Consider the following 20,819-nt stretch of genomic DNA (forward strand, 5'->3'; position numbering starts at 1 on the left):
AGATGAAAATACCATTCAGCACTATGTCAAAGCGCAGGGAGCCGAAAAAGAATATAAAAGGATTCACCAACAGCAGCTAAGGCTGTTTTGATACCTCGTCAGCTTGCTGCGAGGTAGTTCATTAATATAAAAAATATTTGCCCGAAGGGCAGAAAAGATAGTTATTTTTAAACCTGAAAATTTCTTTACTTATGATGGATAGAAGAGAAGCCTTATCAGCCATTGCGCTACTGGTAGGCGGTACGCTGGTAGGCGCAGAAGCTTTTCTTACAGGCTGTAAAACAACCGGCAAAAAAGAGGGCTTGTTTTCGGCAGAAGATGTTGCCTTGCTGGACGAAGTAGGCGATACGATATTACCTACAACGGCTGCATCGCCGGGCGCAAAGGATGCCAAAATAGGCGAGTTTATGAAAGTAATTGTAACGGATTGTTATAACGACGATGATCAGAAAACATTTACGGCAGGCATTAATAAACTGAATGATGCCAGCAAAAAGAAGTTTGACAAAACGTTTATGGAACTTGCACCTAACCAACGGCACGACCTGCTGGTGGACCTTGACAAGGAAGCAAAAGATTACAATGCTAATCGTAAGGAAAAAGACCAGAATCACTACTTTAGCCTGATGAAACAGTTGACAGTGTGGGGCTATTTTACGAGCGAACAAGGTGCCACCAAAGCACTGCGCTACCTGCCTGTACCAGGTAAATATATCGGCGACTATCCCTACAAAAAGGGTGACAAAGCATGGGCACTCTAATAAATGTGCGTTAATAAATCTTTAAGCGTATTTTTATCAAGCACTGGTCTTATCCGCCGGTGCTTTTTTATTTTTGTCGCGGTTCATTACTGCATTAGAGATATAAAAATTGATTACCCGCATAACCTATCCGCTATGACGAAACTTTGTTTAGATGTTGATGAATTAACAGAAGATTTTTTTGATGACACTTGTTTGCTGGGCATTACTTCTACCATAAAAAGTTACCAGTTTTGCTGGAGTATCAATCAGGCTTTAAATTATCAATTCAGGCTCAACCGCGATATTGAGATTCAGTTGCGTCGCCGCGAGCGCAGCTATTATTTCCGGGTGTATGAGCATAAGGTACGTCATACACAATTGTCACATTACATCTATCATAATTATAACGATGGAGAATACCTGTTACCCGAGTTCAGGAACATGGATTTTTTGTGGCTGATGAAAGGAGATAACATAGAAACCAGTACCTGCCTCCAATTAATGCAGGTTATCAAATCGCTGAACGGTGTACAGTTAGTTGCCGAACTGACGAATGAAAAAATACGTAATAAGGGACATTTGATTTTTTGATATTCCATAGGTTTTTGTATGAGATACCCGCTGCGAAGCGGGTATTTTATTTAGTACCTGTCATTTTGGGTATTCTTAGATCTTCTGCGCTACGGCTTGTTTGATGAAGCATTTGTGCGCAACCAGGGCGATGAATTTAACTATCGCACGGTAGCAGGGCTTCCATATTTATCAATCACCGCGTATTAAAAGCTATTATCATCCGTGCAGAACATGTAAAGATGTATTCAGCCAGTATTTTCAATATGGCAACTACAAACCAATGGTATTATCAAAAATCAAATCAGGTATCGGATGGTCGCATCTGGTACCGGCAGCGTTTGTTTTGTATTTGATTGCATTACCACTCATTTTTTTTGTTGCACGTTTTTACAGCACTTCTACCGTTGGCATTGTATCTCCTGTGCAATATTTATTTTTCTTTAGTCGCCAGGCAACCGTTTATGCAAGCACTGTATATGAGTGCCGTGTATCCGCTACTGCATATTACATATGGTAATGGTTTCATTGCCGGAATACTCAGGCTATTAACGGATAAAACAAAAGGATAGCATTAGCGCAGTAGCTGTAGTGTAATTATGATTAATGATGCAGCCAGTTGATAACCAATCTGGGAAGTGCAAGCGATAGTTTATAAAAGTCTTGAAATACCTTATAGGTAGGCACTGTGTACTTATTTTTTACCCTGAAATTCTTAGAAATATAAATAGCTCTTTTATAATCGCTTTGCACAACAGATTGGCGATACCTGATGTCGAGGTATTCAAATATAACTCTGCATATAATAATTATTATAATGGCAATAAAAAACTCCATATATCAAGAGTCTTGGCTTGGATGTATATGTGGGGAAATGCAAGTGTAAGATACTACAATTTTTTAAGGCAAGGCTTAAATTTTAATACTGTTTTTGTTTTGATTATTAAGTACAAAAACAACTGCACCATACCTAAATTACAACAATATAACTTAGCGCTTTTATATTTACGCAACCATTTGCTACAGATACATTTTATTATCAGGGTAAAATTGCATTGGCAACAACCATCACTGATATTGTAAAGTAGTTTTTTACAAACAATAAAACCGCACAACCTATGAATGTATTTATCACCCGAAAACTACCCGATGAACTGTTACAGCCTTTGCGTGATGCAGGTATTAGCTATACAGAATGGACAGAACCCAACCGGCTGCCACAGGATGAACTGATACGGCAATGCAAGCAACACGATGCCATGCTAAGTGCAGGCAGAATTGATATGAATACTCATTTTTTAAATGAATGCAGCAATCTGAAACTAATAGCATTAATGTCTGTTGGCTATGATAATATTGATATTGCCACCGCAACCAGATTGGGCATTCCGGTTAGTAATACACCTGGGGTATTGAGCAAAGCCACTGCCGAAACTGCTTTTTTACTGATGATTGCAGCAGCACGCAAAGCCTTTTATTTACACCAAAGAATTATACAGGGAGAGTGGCACTCTTTTGATCCGTTCACCGACTTGGGTATTGATCTGCAAGGTGCAACATTAGGTATTTTTGGCTTGGGGAGCATCGGTTACGAAATGGCTAAGCGTTGCAAAGCGGCATACGATATGAATATTATTTATCATAACCGCAGTTCCAACAAAAAAGCTGAAGAAGAATTGCATGCTACAAAAGTTTCTTTTGAAACATTACTGCAGCAGAGCGATGTACTTTCGGTACATGCAGCGCTTACCACAGAAACAAGAAATAAGTTTGATAAAGCAGCTTTTAGTCAAATGAAAAAGAATACTATTTTTATCAATACCGCACGCGGTGCGCTGCACAGCGAGCAGGATTTGATAAAAGCAATTCAAACAGGCACTATCTGGGGCGCCGGTTTGGATGTAACCAATCCTGAACCAATGGATAAAAATAATCCGTTGCTATTTATGCCTACGGTTGCTGTATTGCCGCACATTGGCTCAGCCACCGTAAAAACAAGGTACGGTATGGCAAGGCTGGCAGTAGATAATGTTATTGCCGGCTTACGTGGAGAACAACTCCCACAAATTATAAACAAAGAAGTGTATAAACAGTAAACTAAAAAGAGGCTGTTTCTTACTTTGGAAACAGCCTCACCAATATTGTAAAAGATGATTGTAATTTAGTTTTGCGAAGCAACCATGCTGTGATTATAAATATCTGTGAGCGCGTTATACAACAGGCGGCAAGTGCTGGCACAGGCTTCGTATGCAATGGCTCTGTCTTCTGCAGATAAAACATTCATCTTTTCTTCAAGCAATGCAGGCTCCTCTATGTCGTTGGCATGAATGGTAAAATAAGTTTCATCTACGTTCCAATGGCTGTAATGTTCTTTCAACCCCCGCAATTTGGAAGTAGCGGTTGCCGGTTGCTGTGCTTCAAAAGCATACAATGCACCAAGCGCTCCTGCATACGTCTTATAATTTTCTTTGGTTGTACTTGTTAATTCGTCAACAGCAGGAAGAAAAGCAGCATTTACTTCTTTGTTGAGGCTGTTACCAAACTGCTGCCACAATTCGTAATGCTCCTGCTCTTCGGCAGCAATCGCTTCTTCGTTTACACACTGCCAGCCTTCACTGATAAGCTGGATAAATGAACCATACTGATTTGCATATAAACTTAGCTGACTGCAGGTAAGCCTGCCTTCATTCCATGCCTGGTAAAAAGGATGGTTCAGCAAATTGTATTCAAGAAAAACCTCTGAACAAACTTTCATAATAGTTGATTTAGAAAGCAATATTACAATTAGTTTTTACAACTCCTTCATTCTTAACGGTGAGATAGAATTTTACCTACATGCATTTAGCACAGAGATAAGCATCTTTACAGCAATAGGCTATTAGTCTGATATACTGCCAGCCGATGCTTCAAATCTTCCATCTCCTGCTGCATCTGCTTTATTTTATCCAGCAGGTTATTAATGGCATCTATGCCTGGCACATTAATGTCCATATCGTAGTACCAGCGTGTATAACATTCTAATTGCTGCAATTGTTCGTAATCAATAAAACGATCGTTATTCATTACTATAACGTTTAGCAAGCCACTTTTTTCCAGTGCTTCAATAAATGCAGGCTCTGCCTGATGATACGTGCAATAGGCTTCTATAGTAATCATTTGGTTTTCCATACAAATGGTTTATTAGTTTATTGTAGCTTGGATAACTCCCGAAATAATTCTTTCTGCTTCTCGGTAAGGTGAGTGGGAATTTGTATTGAAAAAGTAACAAACAAATCGCCAAATTCGCCCTCTTTTTTATATACCGGAAAGCCCTTTCCTTTCAGGCGTACTTTAGTACCGTTTTGCGTGCCCGCATGTACCTTTACTTTTGCTTTTCCGGTAAATGTATTCACGGTTGTTTCGCCACCCAACACAGCGGTGTACAAATCCAGCGTTGCCGTAGTGTACAAGTCATTTCCAATACGTTTAAAGTCTGTATCGTCTGTAATTACAAAGGTAATGTACAAGTCGCCTGCAGGACCGCCATTAATACCCGGACCGCCACGCCCTTTCAATTTTATTTTTTGACCATTAGCTATACCCGCCGGAATAGTAATGCGCACATTTTCGCCGTTGATAGTAAACGTACGCTGATGTGTAGTATAAGCTTCACTCAACATAAGGTTTACTTCTGCATTGTAATCTTCGCCTCTGAATTTAGCCTGCTGCCTGCCGCTACGCCGGTTGCCAAACATTGAACCAAAAAAGTCGGAGAACATACCTTCATCAAAATCACCGGTATAGGCTTCCTGCCAGCGACCGCCATCTCCTCCGCCCGGCTGATATTGGTATTGCTGTTGCGATTGCTTTGCCCGTTCATATTCTTCGGCATGCTTCCAATGCTCGCCGTATTCATCATACTTCTTACGGTTTTCAGGGTTGCTTAGCACTTCGTTTGCCTCATTAATCTGCTGAAACTTCATCTTTGCATCTTTATCGTTCGGGTTAAGGTCGGGGTGATACTTGCGTGCCAGTTTGCGATAAGCTTTCTTTATATCTTCTTCCGATGCGTTTTTATCCACGCCAAGAATGGAGTAATAATCTATAAATGCCATGTTCCTTTTGTTTTTCTGTTTTTAAGCAAGAAAAGAGTATTCCAAATTTTTAATACTGCTAAATTATTAATTGTTGTGGGTAATACCTTTTCAAATAGATAATACTATGTAAGCTGCAAGCCTCAGGCTACAAGTATTGAACCTCGGGTTGTAAGCTTTGAGCTAAGCGCATGGTATGCTACTTAATTGAAAATGGTATAATCTCCCTAATGTAAGTAAAGTATGATTGCCAACATACTTATAAAAAAAGGCAGCTGATCCGCTATAGGATTAGCTGCCTTTCGGAGCTTTAAAAGCTCATCATTTTACAGGCAGGGAGCGGCTTCATTATTTTCTTCAGTAGTCCCTTTCTTTTTGGCATTGTACGCTTTTTTAGCGCCGTAGCCAATACCAGCTGCTACCAAAAGGCTTACACCACCATCAAAGGGAACATTGGTAGTGGTCTCACCATCTAACCCATCGCCTACTGCTTCTGGTCCTTGGGCATATACAGCAGTTACACTTAATAAGCAGGCAAATGCTACTACACCAACTGCCCTTATCATGTTGCTCTTTTTGTAATTATTTCTCTTTGGCATATTAAACTAGTTTAGTCAGATTTTTCTATGTTATTGCTTTACAAATTTTTGAGTGTAGCGTGTTCCATCAGCAAAATACAACTCGGCTATATAAGTGCCTGGCGCAAGGCTGGCAGTGGAGATATCTATAGAACCTGCTTTGCTATTGCCCTCTTTTGCTATGACCAGAGTACCTGCTGCTGACAATATCCTGAGCTGATACTGCACCACAGTAGAAGGAGGTATGCTTATATGCAACTGACTATGTACGGGATTGGGGTATAAGCCAAATTGTACCGGCGCACTTGTTTTATTTACCGGACTGCTTACATACTTAGCCGTACCGGTGCTAATAGCTGTGGTGCTGAACACTACCATAAACCGGTTATTACCCTTACTTAGTGTATCGGCAGTAATGCTGAACGGATAGCCGCCGGGCTGTTGCTTTACATCAGTAGTAAAATGCAGGTAACGGTCTATAAGATAAATAAACTTAGCCTTCGCAAACTGGCTGTATTCTGTAAAAGAGAGCCGGTAATTGCCAACCGCAGCATTCACAGCCAAATACACCGTATCCTTACCTATAAAATCGAGGCGCCTTGTTTGTATAGCCATCCTGCCACCCGCTTTAAGCGAAGCAATGGAAGAAGCTACTGTATTGATGCTTGTAGCATCTAAAGCACCATATTGCATATTGCTTACTTTTTTATCATTTTTAAAGCGAACAATAATATTATCCATTTCCTGCAGGTTATCTGCCTGTTTCATCAGGTGCAACCGTATATAGTTAGTCCATACAAATGGCGCTGCCTGCCGGCTATAAATACCATTACCCGAAGCATTTACAGTAGTTTTTTGAGTCTCCCTGAAACTAACACTACCCGTTGCCTTCGCCTCTACAAAGAAGGCTTCACCCGATGATACCACTATATCCGACAGTGCACCACTAGTAAATACTTTATTAGCAGCAGGTAAAAAGTCATTGGTCAACTGGCCATTGTTGTATACCGTATATACATCGCCTGTATTGCCGGTAGTGCCGCAGTAAAACCATGCACTAATATTGATGCGGCTGCTGTTGTCGGTGAAAAAAGAACTGAGGCTCAACTCGCTGGGATACGGATTACCAACCAGGGTGAATTTATTGTCGGCTGCAAAATTTAATGCTTTACTGGCGCTTGAAGTGTAAGCCCCTGTTACGCTAAGGGTTACTGCTCCCGCAGAAGGTGCACTGCCCGAGTAGTTGATCTGAGTAGCACAAGCCCCAGCCGTATTCCGGTCGCCACGTACATTTACCCGGTAGCCAGCGCCCGGCGTCAATTGCACACCAGTGTTGGCAATAGGCGTAAAATAACTGGTACTACCGGCAGCATAGCTTTGCTCGTAGGTAAATATGGTGGAGGGATCATTTTGTGTATCATCAAAGCCGTTGCTGTTGTACATATCAGTTGCACCACCATTGCCCGTAGTGCTGCCGCAAGGCGTACCACCCGTACCCGGACCCGTAACAAATAACTGCTGCTGCCAGCCATTGCGCACCGGTACGCTCACCGGGCTCGCCAGCAAGGTCCATTTACGTGCTGGTTTTGCAGGTATATATCGCTCTACGGTGATATTACCACTGATACTGCCGGTGGAGGCACCAATACGTGCAGTGCCATTAGCATCACTTTTTATAGTGAGATAACCATTAGTAGTTAAAATACCGTTGACGATAACCGTACCCGGATTATTACCCGCAGTAATATTAAGCGCATTGCCCAATGCAACGGATACGCCCGTACTGATAGTCAGATTATTGAGCGTATTAGCTGCAGGTGTAAAGTTGAGCGTACTGAGGTTATTACTAATGCCTCCTATAACTATATTAGAACTCGAAGATCCGGATAAAGTGCCTGTGCCTTTACTGCTTATATAACCATTAATCGTAAGGGTATTGCCGCCAATATTAACTGCACCTTTAGTAAGCTTTAAAGCATCGCTGACCGTTACATTGCCAGTCAGGGTTACGCCGCTCATATTGTTGATACTTAAATTTCTGTATGCTTTGGCAGCAACGTTTTGAATAGCGCTTCCACTATAAAGAACTGTACTATTGGTAGCCAGTACACCCAAAGTTGGCAGTGTTGTGTTGTCTAAATCAAGTGTAGCATTCGTAGCAACATCTATCGTTCCAATTACCGGAGAGGTAGAGGGTATTGTAAAGGTTACATCGCTACTCCAGTCGCCAACAACTATTTTAGAATTCGTTCCGGATACAGTCCATGAATTATCAATTGTTGCTGTGGCTCTGTTTTGAATATTAAATATTTGATTACTGGCGCTAAAACTGGCAGGAGCTGTCCCTGTGCCATCTATATTAGTTCCCCAGGTGGTTACATCATTCAATTTGCCTCTTGATTTCGGATAGAAGGTAACGCCGGTTGTACTATTAATGGTACCGGCTAAAGACAAGTCCGGATCAGTTGAACCCTCTTTATTATAAATATAAAAGGTGCCCGATGAAATAGTAGCGCCATACGGAACAATTCGAAAAGTAACGGTTGAACTGGCTGGCAAATTTTGTAATGCTGGTATGGCACTCAGGCTTGTACTGCCAATAGAAGCTCCTGTATTTGCCATACTTACAAATGCCACTGTAGTGATATCTGTAAATACACCATTATTTATGGAATATTGTACCAAACCATTTACTGGTCCACTATCTGACCGCCGGTAATCAAACGCATTAAGTGCAGCTAAAGACATGATGTATCCCGTATTTGCCCGAACTGTAAATGTGATATATGCGCCGGCAGATATTGCAGCAGCAGGTGTGGCATTATTCCATCCCGTTCCGCCCCAGCCACTTGCAGCAGCAGTTCCAGTAGTAGTTACAACACCACTTCCTCTGGTTAATCCGCCGATGGTGACATTCGAAGCTGTTAAAGAAGGAGTTAAAGGAGATACACCGTAAGCTGTTTGTGTACTTACATCATATCCCACTATTTGTCCCCATCCTACACTCCACCATGCCGTCATCAAAAAAGTCAATAACAAAGAAAGTACGGGCAATCGTTTGCCACTTGCAGTACGTAACACTGTATGCATATATTAGGGTTTGTTTACCTGGTTGTATGTTGATAGAGGATTTTGCCTGCTTAGGGAACTGATAATTTAAGCGGCAGCCACACCAGTATCGGGTCTACTTTAAAGCAATTATTTTGGTATTTGGTATCTTGTGCTTTACACTTTCTTTTTACCGGTATAAAGTATGGCTCAAATATATTTATATAAAAATAAAATCAATAATAAATTTATAATTTTCAGCGCCTATTATATTAAAATAAAATTAAAATCATTTTTAAATAATTTGAATACTGCATATCATTTATAACCAAAAAGACAACGCAGCCCGGCATGCTTACTGTTTATCCATAAAGACATACACATATATAAATAGGAAAATTGTAGTGGTACGAATGCATATTGTTTAACTAACACCAGCACCAGCACGTTCGGCAGCAGGCTGCCGGATGGCAATCTGCCAGTAGGGAAAAATAGAAAGTAATTCAATCGGCAGCGTGATGGTAGATACATCAGGCATTGAAAAAATAGCTCATTACCGTTTTCCTTTTTATGGCTACCTGCTCCACGGTCAGATTGATAGGGGCTAGCGTGTGATTAAAGTAGGTTTTCATTACTTCATCAATAGCCAGGTGCTGCCGGGCGTATGCCAATGCATTTGCCTGTACTGCTGCCATTGGCTGCGATAAAGCACAGGCAATACCTTGCTGCAAGGCAGGCGCATCTTCGGCAGGTACCAGCAAACCCATTTTATGCTTACTGATCAGCTTGTGCAATGTACTGTTGGCATTAGCAGTTACCAGCGCCAGGCCACCTACAGCAAGTATATTCGTCAGTTTGCTGGGCATTACCAGGTCGCTCGCATTTGCTTTCTGAATAATAAGATGCACATCGGCCATGTTCAAAAAATTGTTGAACTGGTCCAACGGTTGCAGCGGCATAAAAACAACGTTATCCAGCTTCCGGCAGACTGCCATTTGTTGCAGTTTTTCCTTATAAGGTCCCGAGCCGCATATCACAAACTTTACCGCAGGATTTTGCTCTTTGGCAGCAGCATCTAAGATAGCTTCCAGTCCCTGCTTTTCACCGACAGAGCCCGAATATAACACCACCTTATCGGTAGTTGCAAAGCCGAATGCCTGCTTAAGCGCGCCTTTATCAGATATAGGATAAAACTGGTGCAGGTCTGCCCAGTTGGGAAAAAATACCACCGGCTTAGTTGTCTTTTCCTGCATCTTTTCAATCATACCGTCTGAAATGGAGCTTACTATATCGGCATGGCGCAATATGTATTGCTCTATACGAAACAGGTTGCGGATGGTACGTTGCGATTGAATCATCTGCAGGTCACGCGCAGCTTCTATCTGCAGATCCTGTACATGATACAAAAAGGTAGCATTCCGCAATTTTTTGTACAGCACCGAAAGCAATCCTAAGGGCAGTGGTGGAATAACGGTAATCACATACTGAAACTTTTTGCCTGCCGCTAGTTTCAATACCTGAAAAAAAGCCGCCAGTGCAAACGAAAAATCCAGCATCATACGGCGTGCGCCTGTAGGCTTTTTTGGTACATAATGCGGACAGCGGTAAACAGTAATAACATTGCCATTAGCAGTAATCAGCCGCTCTTTGCTGTACCATTTGTGCCTGCGCGTATAAGGTGCCTGCAACTGCCAGTATGGATAATAGGGATAGGTGGAAATAACGGTTACTTCAAAGCCATTGTCAGCCATCCAGTCGGTCATTTCTTTGTTGTACTTGCCAATGCCGGTAGGCTCAGGGGAGTAATTACCACTGATGAGTAGTATGCTGCGTTTCATGAGCAGTTTCGTTTTGGTTCTTACTTTTTAATAAACAAGTATATTACCGGTAAGGCGGCAATTACGTTTTGGTTGCAGGTTTAGTGGTCTTATAGTTACCTGATTAGTGTGCCTTTCGTCAGTTTATGAACGTAAGGCTTAGCAGTTGTTATATCTAACAATCTATAAAGCAAATATAATTGGCCTTATGAATTTTACTAATTAAAATTTAATAAATATATCAAAATTATACAGTAGGCATGTTGCCGGTGTAAGTTGTAATCTGCATACTGCTTTGTATGTTGGATTTTAAGCTTCACACCTCCAACTTTGAATCTGACAAGTGAACCTTGTGTACTTGTGAATTGTAACCAGTGAACTTAACGTTTTCAACATTTCTCGCTTTCACCACTTTTGCCGGACTGCCCATGCACACCACGCCGGCAGGTAAAGACTTAAATACTGATGACCTTGCACCTATTACGGTACCTCTGCCTATTGTTACACCCGGTGCTATATATACATCGGTAGCCAGCCAGCACTGGTCTTCTATTACAACAGGTACATTATAAATAGGAAAAGCAGCGTGTGTATAATCGTGTGAGCCAGTGCATAAATAGCTTTTTTGCGATATCACCACATGGTTGCCAATGATGATTTCGCCTAAACTATACAGTACCACATCATCGCCTATCCAGCTATAATCGCCAATAGTTACCTTCCAGGGGAATTGCGTACGTACAGAAGATCGTATAATCACCCTTTTACCCACTTTGGCACCAAAGCTTCTTAGCAAAAACCGCCGCCAGCCATACATAAACTGCGGTGATGTATGAAACAATAATGCTTCTACTATCCACCAGAGTTGCGTGTACCAGCCGGGTTTGCCACGGAACCTATCCGGCATCTTGAATTTATTGAGTTGTTGAACTTCCATGAACTATAATTAATCTACTGTCGTAATAATAAAGGCTATAGTTGATCAGAGAATTATTGGTATAATACTTTTTGATACGCTATAACGTAATCATCAACTAATTTTTCAATTGAAAAATGACTTTTTATTATCTCTGGTCCCTCCGCAGCAATTCTTTTCCGCGCAGCAACATCATTTATAGCGGCTATAATAGTTTTAGTAATAGCAGCAGTGCTTAAACTGCTTACCCAGCCCATATGCTCGCTTTCTATAAATGCTGCTAACCCTACTTTATCTGACACCATTACCGGTGTCCCAACATGCAAGGATTCAATTACCACATTAGCAAAGTTTTCATTGTAGGAAGTAAGTACAAACAAATCTGCATTCATAAGTAAATCAAACTTGGATGCTCTGTCCTGCCATCCTAACCATTGAATTTTTGATTCAATATTTAACTCTTTAGCCTTCTGCTTAAGCTCTGTTATATATTCCTCTTCGCCACTCCCAGCAATTTTAAGAACAACAGGAAAGGGAATATTTGCTATGGTTTCAAATAGAAATTCAAGACCTTTCTTAGGATGTATTCTTGAAAGAAATTGCAGTGTAAAAACCTCATTCGCCTTTTTAACAAGAGGCAATGGTGGTAAGGTTAAAATATTCGGAACCATAAAGCCCTTCCAGCCTGGTATCAGATCTTTGCATTCATCATACTCTGCTTGTGAGGTTGCATGAAAAGCACTTTTTTTCAGGACTTTCTTACCAACTGATGAATGAATGACTTTTTTTATAAAGCTTTTAGAACTGGTAAAAATATACCCACTCAACATACCTCTCGGCGATATAACTACTTTGCTTTTTTTTGCATGACAAATTATTGTTGCTACAATTACCAGTATATTCCACCATGAATGAATATGTATCAGATCATACTTATTCCCTTCTTTAGCAAGTTGCTTCCATAAATCAAACGATATGTGGGTATGGTCTTTTGTAATCCTTTTAAAATAGGTAACACATACGCCATCAACATCCAATTCCTTACCGGCTTTTACTTCCAGTTCCGCTTCACCATTAGCCGTAGTTGTAAAAACTTTTACAGTATGCCCTACAGATGCCTGTGCTTCACATAGCTTTGAAACAGACTCTATAGGACCTCCATAAATATAGGCGGGTTTATAGGATGGAACTATATGTAAAATCTTCAACATTTCAATTTAAAATTATAGTCCCTTTCTAATAACATAGTAATACTGTCCCTATTTGGATGCTGTAATTTATCTTCAAATTCCATCACATTCACATCAACCAGCAGACGATACCAGTATCCTTGCATAAAGTGAAAAATAAAGCCCTTGTATCCATCCAAAAATCCAAACCTTACGACATATCTGTAAAGAAAATAACAGGTAGCACGTAAGCCAGGTGAAATATTTGAATACACTTTTTCCTTCAGAATTCTTTTCCGCTTGGCTTGGGAGCTTTCATTTTGCGTTAATCGTAAGTCAGTGTCTAAAAAATGATACTTTATATTGAGTAGATCAATCATTTCGCGAATAGCATAACTGTTATGTTTATTGACCCACCAATTGATGGAGTTAAGATTCTCATCAACAATATGTTCTTTAAGAATCGTGGTTTTTCCTTCACTTAAAACGATATGTTCATCCATCCATCTTTGCTCAATACTCCCTACACCTATGCGCCATATTCTCATTAATGTATGCGGATAAAACCCTCCATAGCGTATCCATTTCTTTTTAAAGATCACCTTCCGCCTTATATAAATGCCGGTAGTGTCTTCAGGCATTTTTGTAATGTTATGATTGATCTCTTCAATCAGCTTAGGCTCCAGGTACTCATCGGCATCCATTCTCATTATCCAGGGAGTTTGAATACTGCAGTTATCGAGTGCCCATTGGAACTGATCGGCATAGTTTATCCATTTTCTCTGGAAGATGCGGCAATTATAAGTTTCCGCAATCGCAAGCGTCTTATCCGTTGAGAAAGAATCAATGATATATACATCAGCAGCAATTTGAACTAAGCTTTTTAACAAACGCTCTAAATGCTTCTCTTCATTATAAGTTAAAACAATTACAGAAATACTTTTACTCATAAAATACTATCTTTTTCTGAAAAACTTCCAAACAATAATTCCAGATAATTTATTGATGTTATAAACATTCATACTACTATAATTATAATACTGGAATAAGCAGCAAATCTTATTAGAAATATCAATTGCCATTTGCAAGCACTTGCTGATATATACTTTCTATTTTGTCCAGAGCAGCAGCCGTGTTAAATCGTTGTACATTATCAAATCCGGCATGTACTACCTTATCTCTTTGTTTACTATCAAGGCTTAAGATTTTGTCAATTGTATTTGCGCACTGCTTTGCCCATCCAAGCACATCTCCTTCGTTAGCAGGACGGCGAGATATATAAACTGCAGCTTCTCCACCTACCTCATTCATAGGCGCTTCTCCTGTGGTAACAACCGGACAGCCTGTGGACATAGCTTCTGCAATAGGCCATCCAAAGCCTTCTGCCAACGATGGATATAAAAAAAGGCTAGCTCCTGAATAAGCCAGTTGCACAGCTTCATCATTCAAACAGCTGATGAAATAAATGTCCTCTTTATAAGAAGATAAATCTCTTGCTTTTTGTAGTACTTCAGAAGGAGAACTCCCTATCATTATCAATGGTAGTTTATGTTTATCATCTGCTCTCCATGTGGTATAAATCTCTATGACTCCCTTGCGGTTTTTATACCACTGATTACCTCCTACATGTAATATATAACCTGATGTCAGGTCTATTTTTAGTAGTCCACCTAATTGCTTTCTGGCTGTATGTATATCAGTTGTTTTTATCTGCTGGTTCATTCCATTATACACAACTTCCGAAATCCGGTGAGGAGATTTTAAAAACTTATGCAAGTCATTCTTTGTTTGTTGCGATACGGATATAAAATTCCTACCTTGCTGGTATCCTTTTCTTATATACTGCTGGTATTGCTTTCCTGTCCAGCCGGTTGGGTTCTCCGGTATTTCATCCTTTGCAGATCGTTGCGCCAGGAAATCATGACAATGAATTACATGCGGCCGATTAGCAAATAATGGCACCCATGGTCCCAAGGCATGATCGGTAAATACAAACAGAGTATCTTTCTGACAGATAGTAAGTCTTTCCTTTACCTGTTGAGGAAAAATAAGATACTGGTCAATATATCCCATCCACTTTTTTAAAGACGATATTACCGGTAAATTATAAAATTGGGGATGTGGCGCCCAGGTTTCAACGGAATGTCCTCTCTCAGCCATACCCTTAGTAAGCATTGCAGTAAAGCGGGGCATGCTTTGCGATGCTAAAAAGGATGGATGTGTAAAGAAAACAATGTTCATAATTGATATTACGATTAAAACAACCTACTTCTTTAATGTTTCTACTTCCTGTAAAACTTGGCGACATATATCCTCATTCCCTACCCTAAGTGCTCCCACTTTTCGCATTCCCCCTATTCTAATAGATTCTCTTAAATTATCATCTGCCAATAGTTTTTTACAAACTTGTATACACTCTTCCGTATCAGACCAGAAAACGGCTTCTTCACCCTCATTATACATATCCAAATGTTCTGAAGTCCTTTCTGCACAAAGCAATCCACCTGCATAAGGCACTTCCAGCGAACGTGTTGTGTGTAAATCCCTGTTCCCTTTCGAAAGTAAGCCCAGCACTATTTTAGCGCCTTGTATAGCACCTACATAATCTCTCCCGCCTAAGGCATGGCCTCTGTAATGTGGTGCAAGCCTGTTCCAAAGTGGTGATTTTTGCCAGCGGTCGCCCCATATACTAACAGGAATACCAGCTTCGATAAGTTTTAATAAAAATGTATCTCTTTTTTCATGGCGCATCCAGGTACCAATAAAGGCCACTTCTGAACGAAGTTTTGGTGGAATTTCTACAGTGTGCTCGAAGGGATGATGCGCTACTTCATCATAAGACATAGTTGCACGCAGTACTTTTTTTGCGCCCAATTTTTCATACTCATTTTTATTAACACCTCTCATTACAATACATAAATCATAAAATGGAACAGCTTTAATAAGTGTAGAAAATCGCCTACCATCCCTTCCGCCTGTCGGATCATCATTGTTGTATAATATAATAGGACATTTGTAAGTTGCATGTAATAACTTAATCACATGTTTACCAATCAACTCTCCACTATTCATCCAGACTAAATCATAATTTTCCTGATTAGCTGTGACCACTTCTTTTATCCATTCTTCAATTTTCTTTTGAAGAAATCTGTAGCCAGTACGATAATGAATATGCCTTGAAATAATTCTTCTTAAATTTACTTCCATTGCTTTATATGGATCTTGCATGCATACAGTGTAGCCCAAGCGCTTTAAAGCTTCAAACCTTTGAAAAGAAGTTGTGAATCCACTGCTGTTACCTATATAAAGAATACGTCTGATCATGTTACCTTTTATAATAGAAAGGTTTAGGATAGTTACTTTTTTTAATGAAATAGTTATAGCTCTTATAAAGTATAGCCCAAAAAAGGAAGGAACGTAAAGCAACAAACCATGCAATAGTTGAACCTTCGCCAATATTCAATAAAAAGCTTTGGAAGAAAATAGAAACACAAATTATTAGACTTATTCCCTGAATATTCCAACTTTTTAATAACGAGAGAACTAATCTCCAAAGGACTACCAATAAAATAGGATATATAAGAAATCCAAACCATGAAAACTCAGTATAGGAGCTGAGATATAGAGAATCAGCTGTATCCTCCAAATCGCCACGACTAATTGCGAAATGAGCATACAGTAAATCTTCCTGAACAGGAAACTCCCTTTTATTTGAAATAATCGGTCCAGGTATAGACCACACGAAAGAGTTTATTAAATTTTCTCCTAAAGTAAATGTCTTCTTCTCAACCGGATACTGCAAACAAAGAGCAAGTGGCGTTGCTACAAGCGGTCTTTCAGAAAGATTTTCCGTTGTATTCTCTTCTTCTTCCTCTATAAAGCCTTCAGATGAATTAAACTTTTCCCATGCTTCAGGCACCAGTTCAACTGCACTTACTGGCTGTGCACCTGTGATGCCATTAGCACTTCTGATAAAATTATTAAATAATAAAGCTTTAGATAGAAAGGGGTAAATTATAGCTATGATTAGAGCAACTTTAAAAACTTTAATTCCTTTACCTGAAAAGAAGTAAAACCAAAATCCAATTCCAAAAACTGAAAATATAAAGCTTCTTCTATCTTTAGTAAAAAAGATAAACAGGAGAACAAGCGTTGAAAATAATAGGATGCCCCAGTTTATTTTACTCTTTTTACTATTAATCAAATTCCAGAGAAAGAGCCCACATAACAGAACCTGTGCTGGCAATAAAGATTCATAAAGAACTATCCAAAAAGCTCTCTCACCATTTTCATAACCTTCTATTATAGTTGAACGCTGTCCTATAACGCCTGTGATAATCAAAAGAATATTAATAAGGCTAAATCCTACTAATAAGAGTCTTAATTTTACGAAGGGGTATTTTTTTAAAATCAATATTGCTTTTGTAATTGAATTTTCCAGAAGAAAAATCTTCTTTTTATATCCAAGAAACGATATAGCTATTGAAAAAGCAGTGATATAAAAAATAGCGAGGGCATAAGATTGAAACGTTAAGCCACCGCTCATAGAATGATATAATGTTTCTTCGATAGACTCATCTAAATAAAATTTATGTATAAATGATGCCATTATCCAGGATATATTTTGTATTGCACATAATACTGCAGCAGTAATACGTACAAACCGGATCATTTCAAATGGCCTCCCAACTTGCTTTCCAATCCAAAGTACAACTATAAAACTTGCCCATATAGAATTTAGATCTGCAATAGCGATACTATTAAAGATTGAAGCTAAAAGCCAACCAGGTGCTGTAGTTATTAATATAAATGTGAGATCGCTCTTTTTGGAGAGTGTAGTATAGGATATTGATGATTCCATACTCTTCAAACTTGTTCGCATTGATATATTCAAGGGCATCATAAACTTATTCGACTAATAGTGTTTGGAAATGACTTGATTACTTTTACACTAGTTATAATGATTGAATAACTTTTATAAAACTTTTTCCATAACTATCCCAACCGCCCAAGGATTGCACTTTTTTAATGGCAGCTTCTGACATTTTTATTCGTAGCAATCTATCATTAGCCAGCAATTGCAACTTTTCAGCGATAGCTTCGACAGAACGGATAGGAACAATAAAACCTTCAACTCCATCTGTAAACAAATCTTCACCACCAGTGTGATTGGTTGCTATCACAGGACAGCCACATGCCAAAGCTTCGCCTTGCACCATTGCTAATCCTTCCTGAACGCTCGAGAGAATAAACACATGAGCAGAACTGTAGATTTTAGGCAGTTCGTGATTGGCAACCGTACCCTTAAATATAACGTTAGTTAGATTGTCTGAATGTAATAATCCTTTTACCTCTGAAGTTACATGACCTATAACAACAAACTCTTTTTTAGGATGCCTTACTTTCTGGAAAGCCCTTAAAGCATACATAAAACCCTTTTGAATACTTACCGCGCCTACCCAAAGTACTCTAAAGATATCTTTTGAAGGCTCAGCAACTTTTTTAAACCGCTCTAGTCTTGCACCATAAATTACTTTGCAAATTTTATTGGCACTTACACCCATTTCTATAAAAGACTTTCTGGCAAATTCAGAAGGCACTGTTATAATATCAGATGCTTCATACTCCGTCTCCTCCTTATTAATAACTCTCGGGTCAATTGGTTGATATTGTAAACCCCATTTCTCATGCTCTTCTTTTAGAATCTCATCCTGGAAACGAATATGGGCAGAACCTCGATCACATATGTAATACCCTCCAATCTTTTTAGCTTTAATTCCGGCGTGTAAACCACAGCCAGAGAGGGCCATTAAAATGGTAGGTGTATTTATGTGTTTAGATACATGGCTGTCTAACGTTTGGTTGGAAAGCCAAGCCCATTGATGTTTTAGCCAATGCCACTGTGTTATTCCAAAACGGGCACCGGCCATATAGGGTGTATGCAACCAGGGATAGGTCTTAATTTTCTTTTGATCTATTCCTGTCTCATCGCGTAAGTTGTATTTTCTATAACCGGTCCAGATACTGTCAAGAAGCTGATGCCGTTCCAGCTGTCGTGCTAAATGAAAATGATGGAAGCGCCCTATTGAGATTTGCGTAACGTTCATACAATAATTAGTTTTAGTGCACTGCTAACTTTAGCTTTTTTAAAAAAAACAATCTTGCTGATATAGATGCTACCTTGTCCTTCGCAATACGTGGCATGTTTTTCCAATAACGTCTTACATTCCAGAATAAAGTAACCACCGTTAGTATCAATACGACATATTTTATTGCAGGTAGGTATATCATAAGGAGCATCCCACTGGCTGATACCCAAACAGAAATACTTGCTATTTTCGCCGGTTCTGATGGCCAATAGAGTGAATTTTGCTCCAACCACTTTTTAGCATACTTCCTAAATCCTGCTGCTGCTATAATTTCAGCTATCAAAAGTCCTATGCCTGCTCCGAGCATGTTTAACAGTGGAACTAATATTAGTAAACTACATAGCACAGTAAGAGAAGAGGCTATAGATACAATCATCTGCGATTTCAATAAGTTATTACCTACAACGACTGCTATGGCTGGTTGCGCTAAAGCATATACCAAAACACCGAGTGACAATGACGCAAATAAGAGTGGATTGAAGTCAATTTGCCCCTTTGTCCATATAGTAAATAAGGGGGGTGCAATAGCTTGCAGCAGCACAACGGCAGGAGCAAGACCTCCTACAAGCACTAACCATACGGTGCCGAATGCTGCCTCTGTTTTTTGTTGCGCTTTCTGGTTTAGAAATCGCATTAGTTCAGGCATTAACGGATTTGTTATAGTTGTCAATCCTTGCAGTGCAACATTGGCGCCGGTTCGCATAGTAGCAAAGCTGGCCAATCCTGCAGCGCCTGATAAAGGAGCTAAAATGAGCCGAACGCCTTGTTGCCTAAAGTTTTCTAAAAAGTACCTGCCCGATAAGGCTAAAGATTTAATATAATTCTGCATACCTATTTTTAATCGTCCTTTGGTATTAGGTATGCATTCCTTTTTAAGTAATTTGTAGATATCAAAATATTGCGGCACTGTTATTATAATCATTCCCATAGTAGCCCAAATACCTGCAGTAAGCAAACTGGCACCGTTAATGACTGCGAGAACCGGAGCTACAGATGCTACAGTAGAAACTGCAACATTCCACCAACTAAGCCGCGGAAAGTATCCGAATGCCGACAAAGCTCTGAAAAAGAGTCCGGTAATATTATAGCAAAAGAACCAGCTTATGCATTGCATTACTAGCACATATCCAGCCTGTGTCCATAACTCCTGACTTTCACTTTTTCCTTCGTTTAAAAACGAGATTAAAATAGGAGAGAGTGAAAATGCTGTAATTACAAGCATCTCAATAATTCCTGCTATTAAAATCACCAGTAGCCCAGACCATAAATAATCTCCCGTTTCTTTTCTATTGTTTGTTCCTATTTTCAGAAATTCATATTCTAAATAATCCAAAAATCCCCTATCTAACGTCGTCAATATATTTACTAATGCCTGAATAGCTATCCAGACGCCATATAACTCCACCGACCAGTGTGACAAATACACAGGCACCAATGCTAACTGCGTTACCATTGTTACTGCTATTCTCACCCAGGAAGCTGCACTGCCAGATATCAATCTCTTAACTGTTGACATTACTTATATTGATCATTTACTTCTTAGTTCCAAATATTATTAAATACTACTTGTAGTATTCGATCCAGTTATTTATTAACTAATAATGCCATTCTTTATGTAGTCCTTGTAAAGTGTCTCTCAATAAAGAAACTGACTAAATATGCAAATAATGTGATCGCTAAATATAAACCCATACATACAAAGAGTTTGAGGTAACTAATCATGCGATAAATTCAAAATGATTGCATTTACTAAATC

The 20,819-nt window shown here is 39.4% G+C and carries 19 protein-coding genes; 4 read left to right on the top strand and 15 right to left on the bottom strand.

Translation table 11 applies throughout. The annotated features are described in order from the left end of the window. Nucleotides 1–191 precede the first annotated feature (191 nt). The 3 genes from FC093_RS11205 to FC093_RS11215 all read left to right on the top strand — a co-directional run bounded on the left by FC093_RS11205 (nt 192) and on the right by FC093_RS11215 (nt 1,833). Nucleotides 192–761: a gluconate 2-dehydrogenase subunit 3 family protein gene (locus FC093_RS11205; protein ID WP_317129047.1), complete on the top strand. Its 570-nt coding sequence runs from the start codon at nt 192–194 to the stop codon at nt 759–761. A 135-nt stretch (nt 762–896) separates the two neighbouring features. Then, complete coding sequence (locus tag FC093_RS11210; protein ID WP_137261875.1) at nt 897–1,334, top strand: IPExxxVDY family protein; 438 nt, start codon at nt 897–899, stop codon at nt 1,332–1,334. 262 nt (nt 1,335–1,596) lie between these two features. Beyond that, nucleotides 1,597–1,833, top strand: a complete 237-nt coding sequence (locus tag FC093_RS11215; protein WP_137261876.1) for a hypothetical protein — start codon at nt 1,597–1,599, stop codon at nt 1,831–1,833. Nucleotides 1,834–1,916: 83 nt separating this feature from the next. Here FC093_RS11215 and FC093_RS11220 read toward each other — a convergent pair whose 3' ends face one another. Continuing rightward, nucleotides 1,917–2,150, bottom strand: coding sequence for a hypothetical protein (locus FC093_RS11220; protein ID WP_137261877.1), 234 nt, complete (start codon nt 2,148–2,150; stop codon nt 1,917–1,919). A 281-nt stretch (nt 2,151–2,431) separates the two neighbouring features. On the opposite strand from FC093_RS11220, the gene FC093_RS11225 reads away from it, so the two are divergent. After that, entirely contained in the window at nt 2,432–3,409 is a 978-nt protein-coding gene (locus FC093_RS11225; RefSeq protein ID WP_137261878.1) for a 2-hydroxyacid dehydrogenase, read from the top strand. 65 nt (nt 3,410–3,474) lie between these two features. On the opposite strand, the gene FC093_RS11230 is transcribed toward FC093_RS11225, so the two are convergent. The 14 genes from FC093_RS11230 to FC093_RS11295 all read right to left on the bottom strand — a co-directional run bounded on the left by FC093_RS11230 (nt 3,475) and on the right by FC093_RS11295 (nt 20,579). Next, nucleotides 3,475–4,068: an iron-containing redox enzyme family protein gene (locus tag FC093_RS11230; RefSeq protein ID WP_137261879.1), complete on the bottom strand. Its 594-nt coding sequence runs from the start codon at nt 4,066–4,068 to the stop codon at nt 3,475–3,477. Between the two features lie 107 nt (nt 4,069–4,175). After that, the gene (locus FC093_RS11235) at nt 4,176–4,481 is read right to left on the bottom strand and encodes a chaperone modulator CbpM (protein WP_137261880.1); all 306 of its coding nucleotides are present in this window, start codon (nt 4,479–4,481) and stop codon (nt 4,176–4,178) included. A gap of 17 nt (nt 4,482–4,498) precedes the next feature. Next, a complete protein-coding gene (locus tag FC093_RS11240; RefSeq protein ID WP_137261881.1) occupies nt 4,499–5,407 on the bottom strand; it encodes a DnaJ C-terminal domain-containing protein in 909 nt (302 codons plus the stop codon). Between the two features lie 305 nt (nt 5,408–5,712). Continuing rightward, entirely contained in the window at nt 5,713–5,985 is a 273-nt protein-coding gene (locus FC093_RS11245) for a PID-CTERM protein-sorting domain-containing protein (RefSeq protein ID WP_137261882.1), read from the bottom strand. 30 nt (nt 5,986–6,015) lie between these two features. Next, entirely contained in the window at nt 6,016–9,054 is a 3,039-nt protein-coding gene (locus tag FC093_RS11250; RefSeq protein WP_137261883.1) for a T9SS type A sorting domain-containing protein, read from the bottom strand. A 488-nt stretch (nt 9,055–9,542) separates the two neighbouring features. Further along, nucleotides 9,543–10,850, bottom strand: coding sequence for a WcaI family glycosyltransferase (locus tag FC093_RS11255; RefSeq protein WP_137261884.1), 1,308 nt, complete (start codon nt 10,848–10,850; stop codon nt 9,543–9,545). A 295-nt stretch (nt 10,851–11,145) separates the two neighbouring features. After that, complete coding sequence (locus tag FC093_RS11260; protein ID WP_137261885.1) at nt 11,146–11,766, bottom strand: putative colanic acid biosynthesis acetyltransferase; 621 nt, start codon at nt 11,764–11,766, stop codon at nt 11,146–11,148. 53 nt (nt 11,767–11,819) lie between these two features. Further along, entirely contained in the window at nt 11,820–12,956 is a 1,137-nt protein-coding gene (locus tag FC093_RS11265; RefSeq protein ID WP_137261886.1) for an XrtY-associated glycosyltransferase XYAG1, read from the bottom strand. Continuing rightward, complete coding sequence (locus tag FC093_RS11270) at nt 12,950–13,864, bottom strand: glycosyltransferase family 2 protein (protein WP_137261887.1); 915 nt, start codon at nt 13,862–13,864, stop codon at nt 12,950–12,952. The genes FC093_RS11265 and FC093_RS11270 overlap by 7 nt, the downstream gene beginning before the upstream one ends. A gap of 121 nt (nt 13,865–13,985) precedes the next feature. After that, nucleotides 13,986–15,155, bottom strand: a complete 1,170-nt coding sequence (locus tag FC093_RS11275) for a glycosyltransferase (RefSeq protein ID WP_137261888.1) — start codon at nt 15,153–15,155, stop codon at nt 13,986–13,988. A gap of 24 nt (nt 15,156–15,179) precedes the next feature. Beyond that, the gene (locus FC093_RS11280) at nt 15,180–16,238 is read right to left on the bottom strand and encodes a CgeB family protein (RefSeq protein WP_137261889.1); all 1,059 of its coding nucleotides are present in this window, start codon (nt 16,236–16,238) and stop codon (nt 15,180–15,182) included. A 1-nt stretch (nt 16,239) separates the two neighbouring features. Then, nucleotides 16,240–17,775 carry a hypothetical protein gene (locus FC093_RS11285; protein WP_137261890.1) on the bottom strand — a complete coding sequence of 512 codons (1,536 nt, stop codon included), beginning with the start codon at nt 17,773–17,775 and terminating at the stop codon, nt 16,240–16,242. A gap of 94 nt (nt 17,776–17,869) precedes the next feature. Next, entirely contained in the window at nt 17,870–19,021 is a 1,152-nt protein-coding gene (locus FC093_RS11290) for a glycosyltransferase family 4 protein (protein ID WP_137261891.1), read from the bottom strand. Between the two features lie 13 nt (nt 19,022–19,034). Continuing rightward, entirely contained in the window at nt 19,035–20,579 is a 1,545-nt protein-coding gene (locus FC093_RS11295; protein ID WP_137261892.1) for a lipopolysaccharide biosynthesis protein, read from the bottom strand. Between the last annotated feature and the right edge of the window lie 240 nt (nt 20,580–20,819).

It is taken from the genome of Ilyomonas limi (assembly GCF_005233845.1).
Classification (GTDB): Bacteria; Bacteroidota; Bacteroidia; order Chitinophagales; family Chitinophagaceae; genus Ilyomonas; species Ilyomonas limi.

Excerpts from the sequence above, each read along its gene's own strand:
- FC093_RS11245 (WP_137261882.1), bottom strand. The coding sequence starts at position 5,985 with ATGCCAAAGAGAAATAATTACAAAAAGAGCAACATGATAAGGGCAGTT.
- FC093_RS11235 (WP_137261880.1), bottom strand. The coding sequence starts at position 4,481 with ATGGAAAACCAAATGATTACTATAGAAGCCTATTGCACGTATCATCAG.
- FC093_RS11280 (WP_137261889.1), bottom strand. The coding sequence starts at position 16,238 with ATGATCAGACGTATTCTTTATATAGGTAACAGCAGTGGATTCACAACT.
- FC093_RS11225 (WP_137261878.1), top strand. The coding sequence starts at position 2,432 with ATGAATGTATTTATCACCCGAAAACTACCCGATGAACTGTTACAGCCT.
- FC093_RS11265 (WP_137261886.1), bottom strand. The coding sequence starts at position 12,956 with ATGTTGAAGATTTTACATATAGTTCCATCCTATAAACCCGCCTATATT.
- FC093_RS11230 (WP_137261879.1), bottom strand. The coding sequence starts at position 4,068 with ATGAAAGTTTGTTCAGAGGTTTTTCTTGAATACAATTTGCTGAACCAT.
- FC093_RS11275 (WP_137261888.1), bottom strand. The coding sequence starts at position 15,155 with ATGAACATTGTTTTCTTTACACATCCATCCTTTTTAGCATCGCAAAGC.
- FC093_RS11250 (WP_137261883.1), bottom strand. The coding sequence starts at position 9,054 with ATGCATACAGTGTTACGTACTGCAAGTGGCAAACGATTGCCCGTACTT.
- FC093_RS11205 (WP_317129047.1), top strand. The coding sequence starts at position 192 with ATGATGGATAGAAGAGAAGCCTTATCAGCCATTGCGCTACTGGTAGGC.
- FC093_RS11270 (WP_137261887.1), bottom strand. The coding sequence starts at position 13,864 with ATGAGTAAAAGTATTTCTGTAATTGTTTTAACTTATAATGAAGAGAAG.
- FC093_RS11260 (WP_137261885.1), bottom strand. The coding sequence starts at position 11,766 with ATGGAAGTTCAACAACTCAATAAATTCAAGATGCCGGATAGGTTCCGT.
- FC093_RS11255 (WP_137261884.1), bottom strand. The coding sequence starts at position 10,850 with ATGAAACGCAGCATACTACTCATCAGTGGTAATTACTCCCCTGAGCCT.
- FC093_RS11240 (WP_137261881.1), bottom strand. The coding sequence starts at position 5,407 with ATGGCATTTATAGATTATTACTCCATTCTTGGCGTGGATAAAAACGCA.
- FC093_RS11220 (WP_137261877.1), bottom strand. The coding sequence starts at position 2,150 with ATGGAGTTTTTTATTGCCATTATAATAATTATTATATGCAGAGTTATA.
- FC093_RS11215 (WP_137261876.1), top strand. The coding sequence starts at position 1,597 with ATGGTATTATCAAAAATCAAATCAGGTATCGGATGGTCGCATCTGGTA.
- FC093_RS11285 (WP_137261890.1), bottom strand. The coding sequence starts at position 17,775 with ATGGAATCATCAATATCCTATACTACACTCTCCAAAAAGAGCGATCTC.
- FC093_RS11295 (WP_137261892.1), bottom strand. The coding sequence starts at position 20,579 with ATGTCAACAGTTAAGAGATTGATATCTGGCAGTGCAGCTTCCTGGGTG.
- FC093_RS11290 (WP_137261891.1), bottom strand. The coding sequence starts at position 19,021 with ATGAACGTTACGCAAATCTCAATAGGGCGCTTCCATCATTTTCATTTA.
- FC093_RS11210 (WP_137261875.1), top strand. The coding sequence starts at position 897 with ATGACGAAACTTTGTTTAGATGTTGATGAATTAACAGAAGATTTTTTT.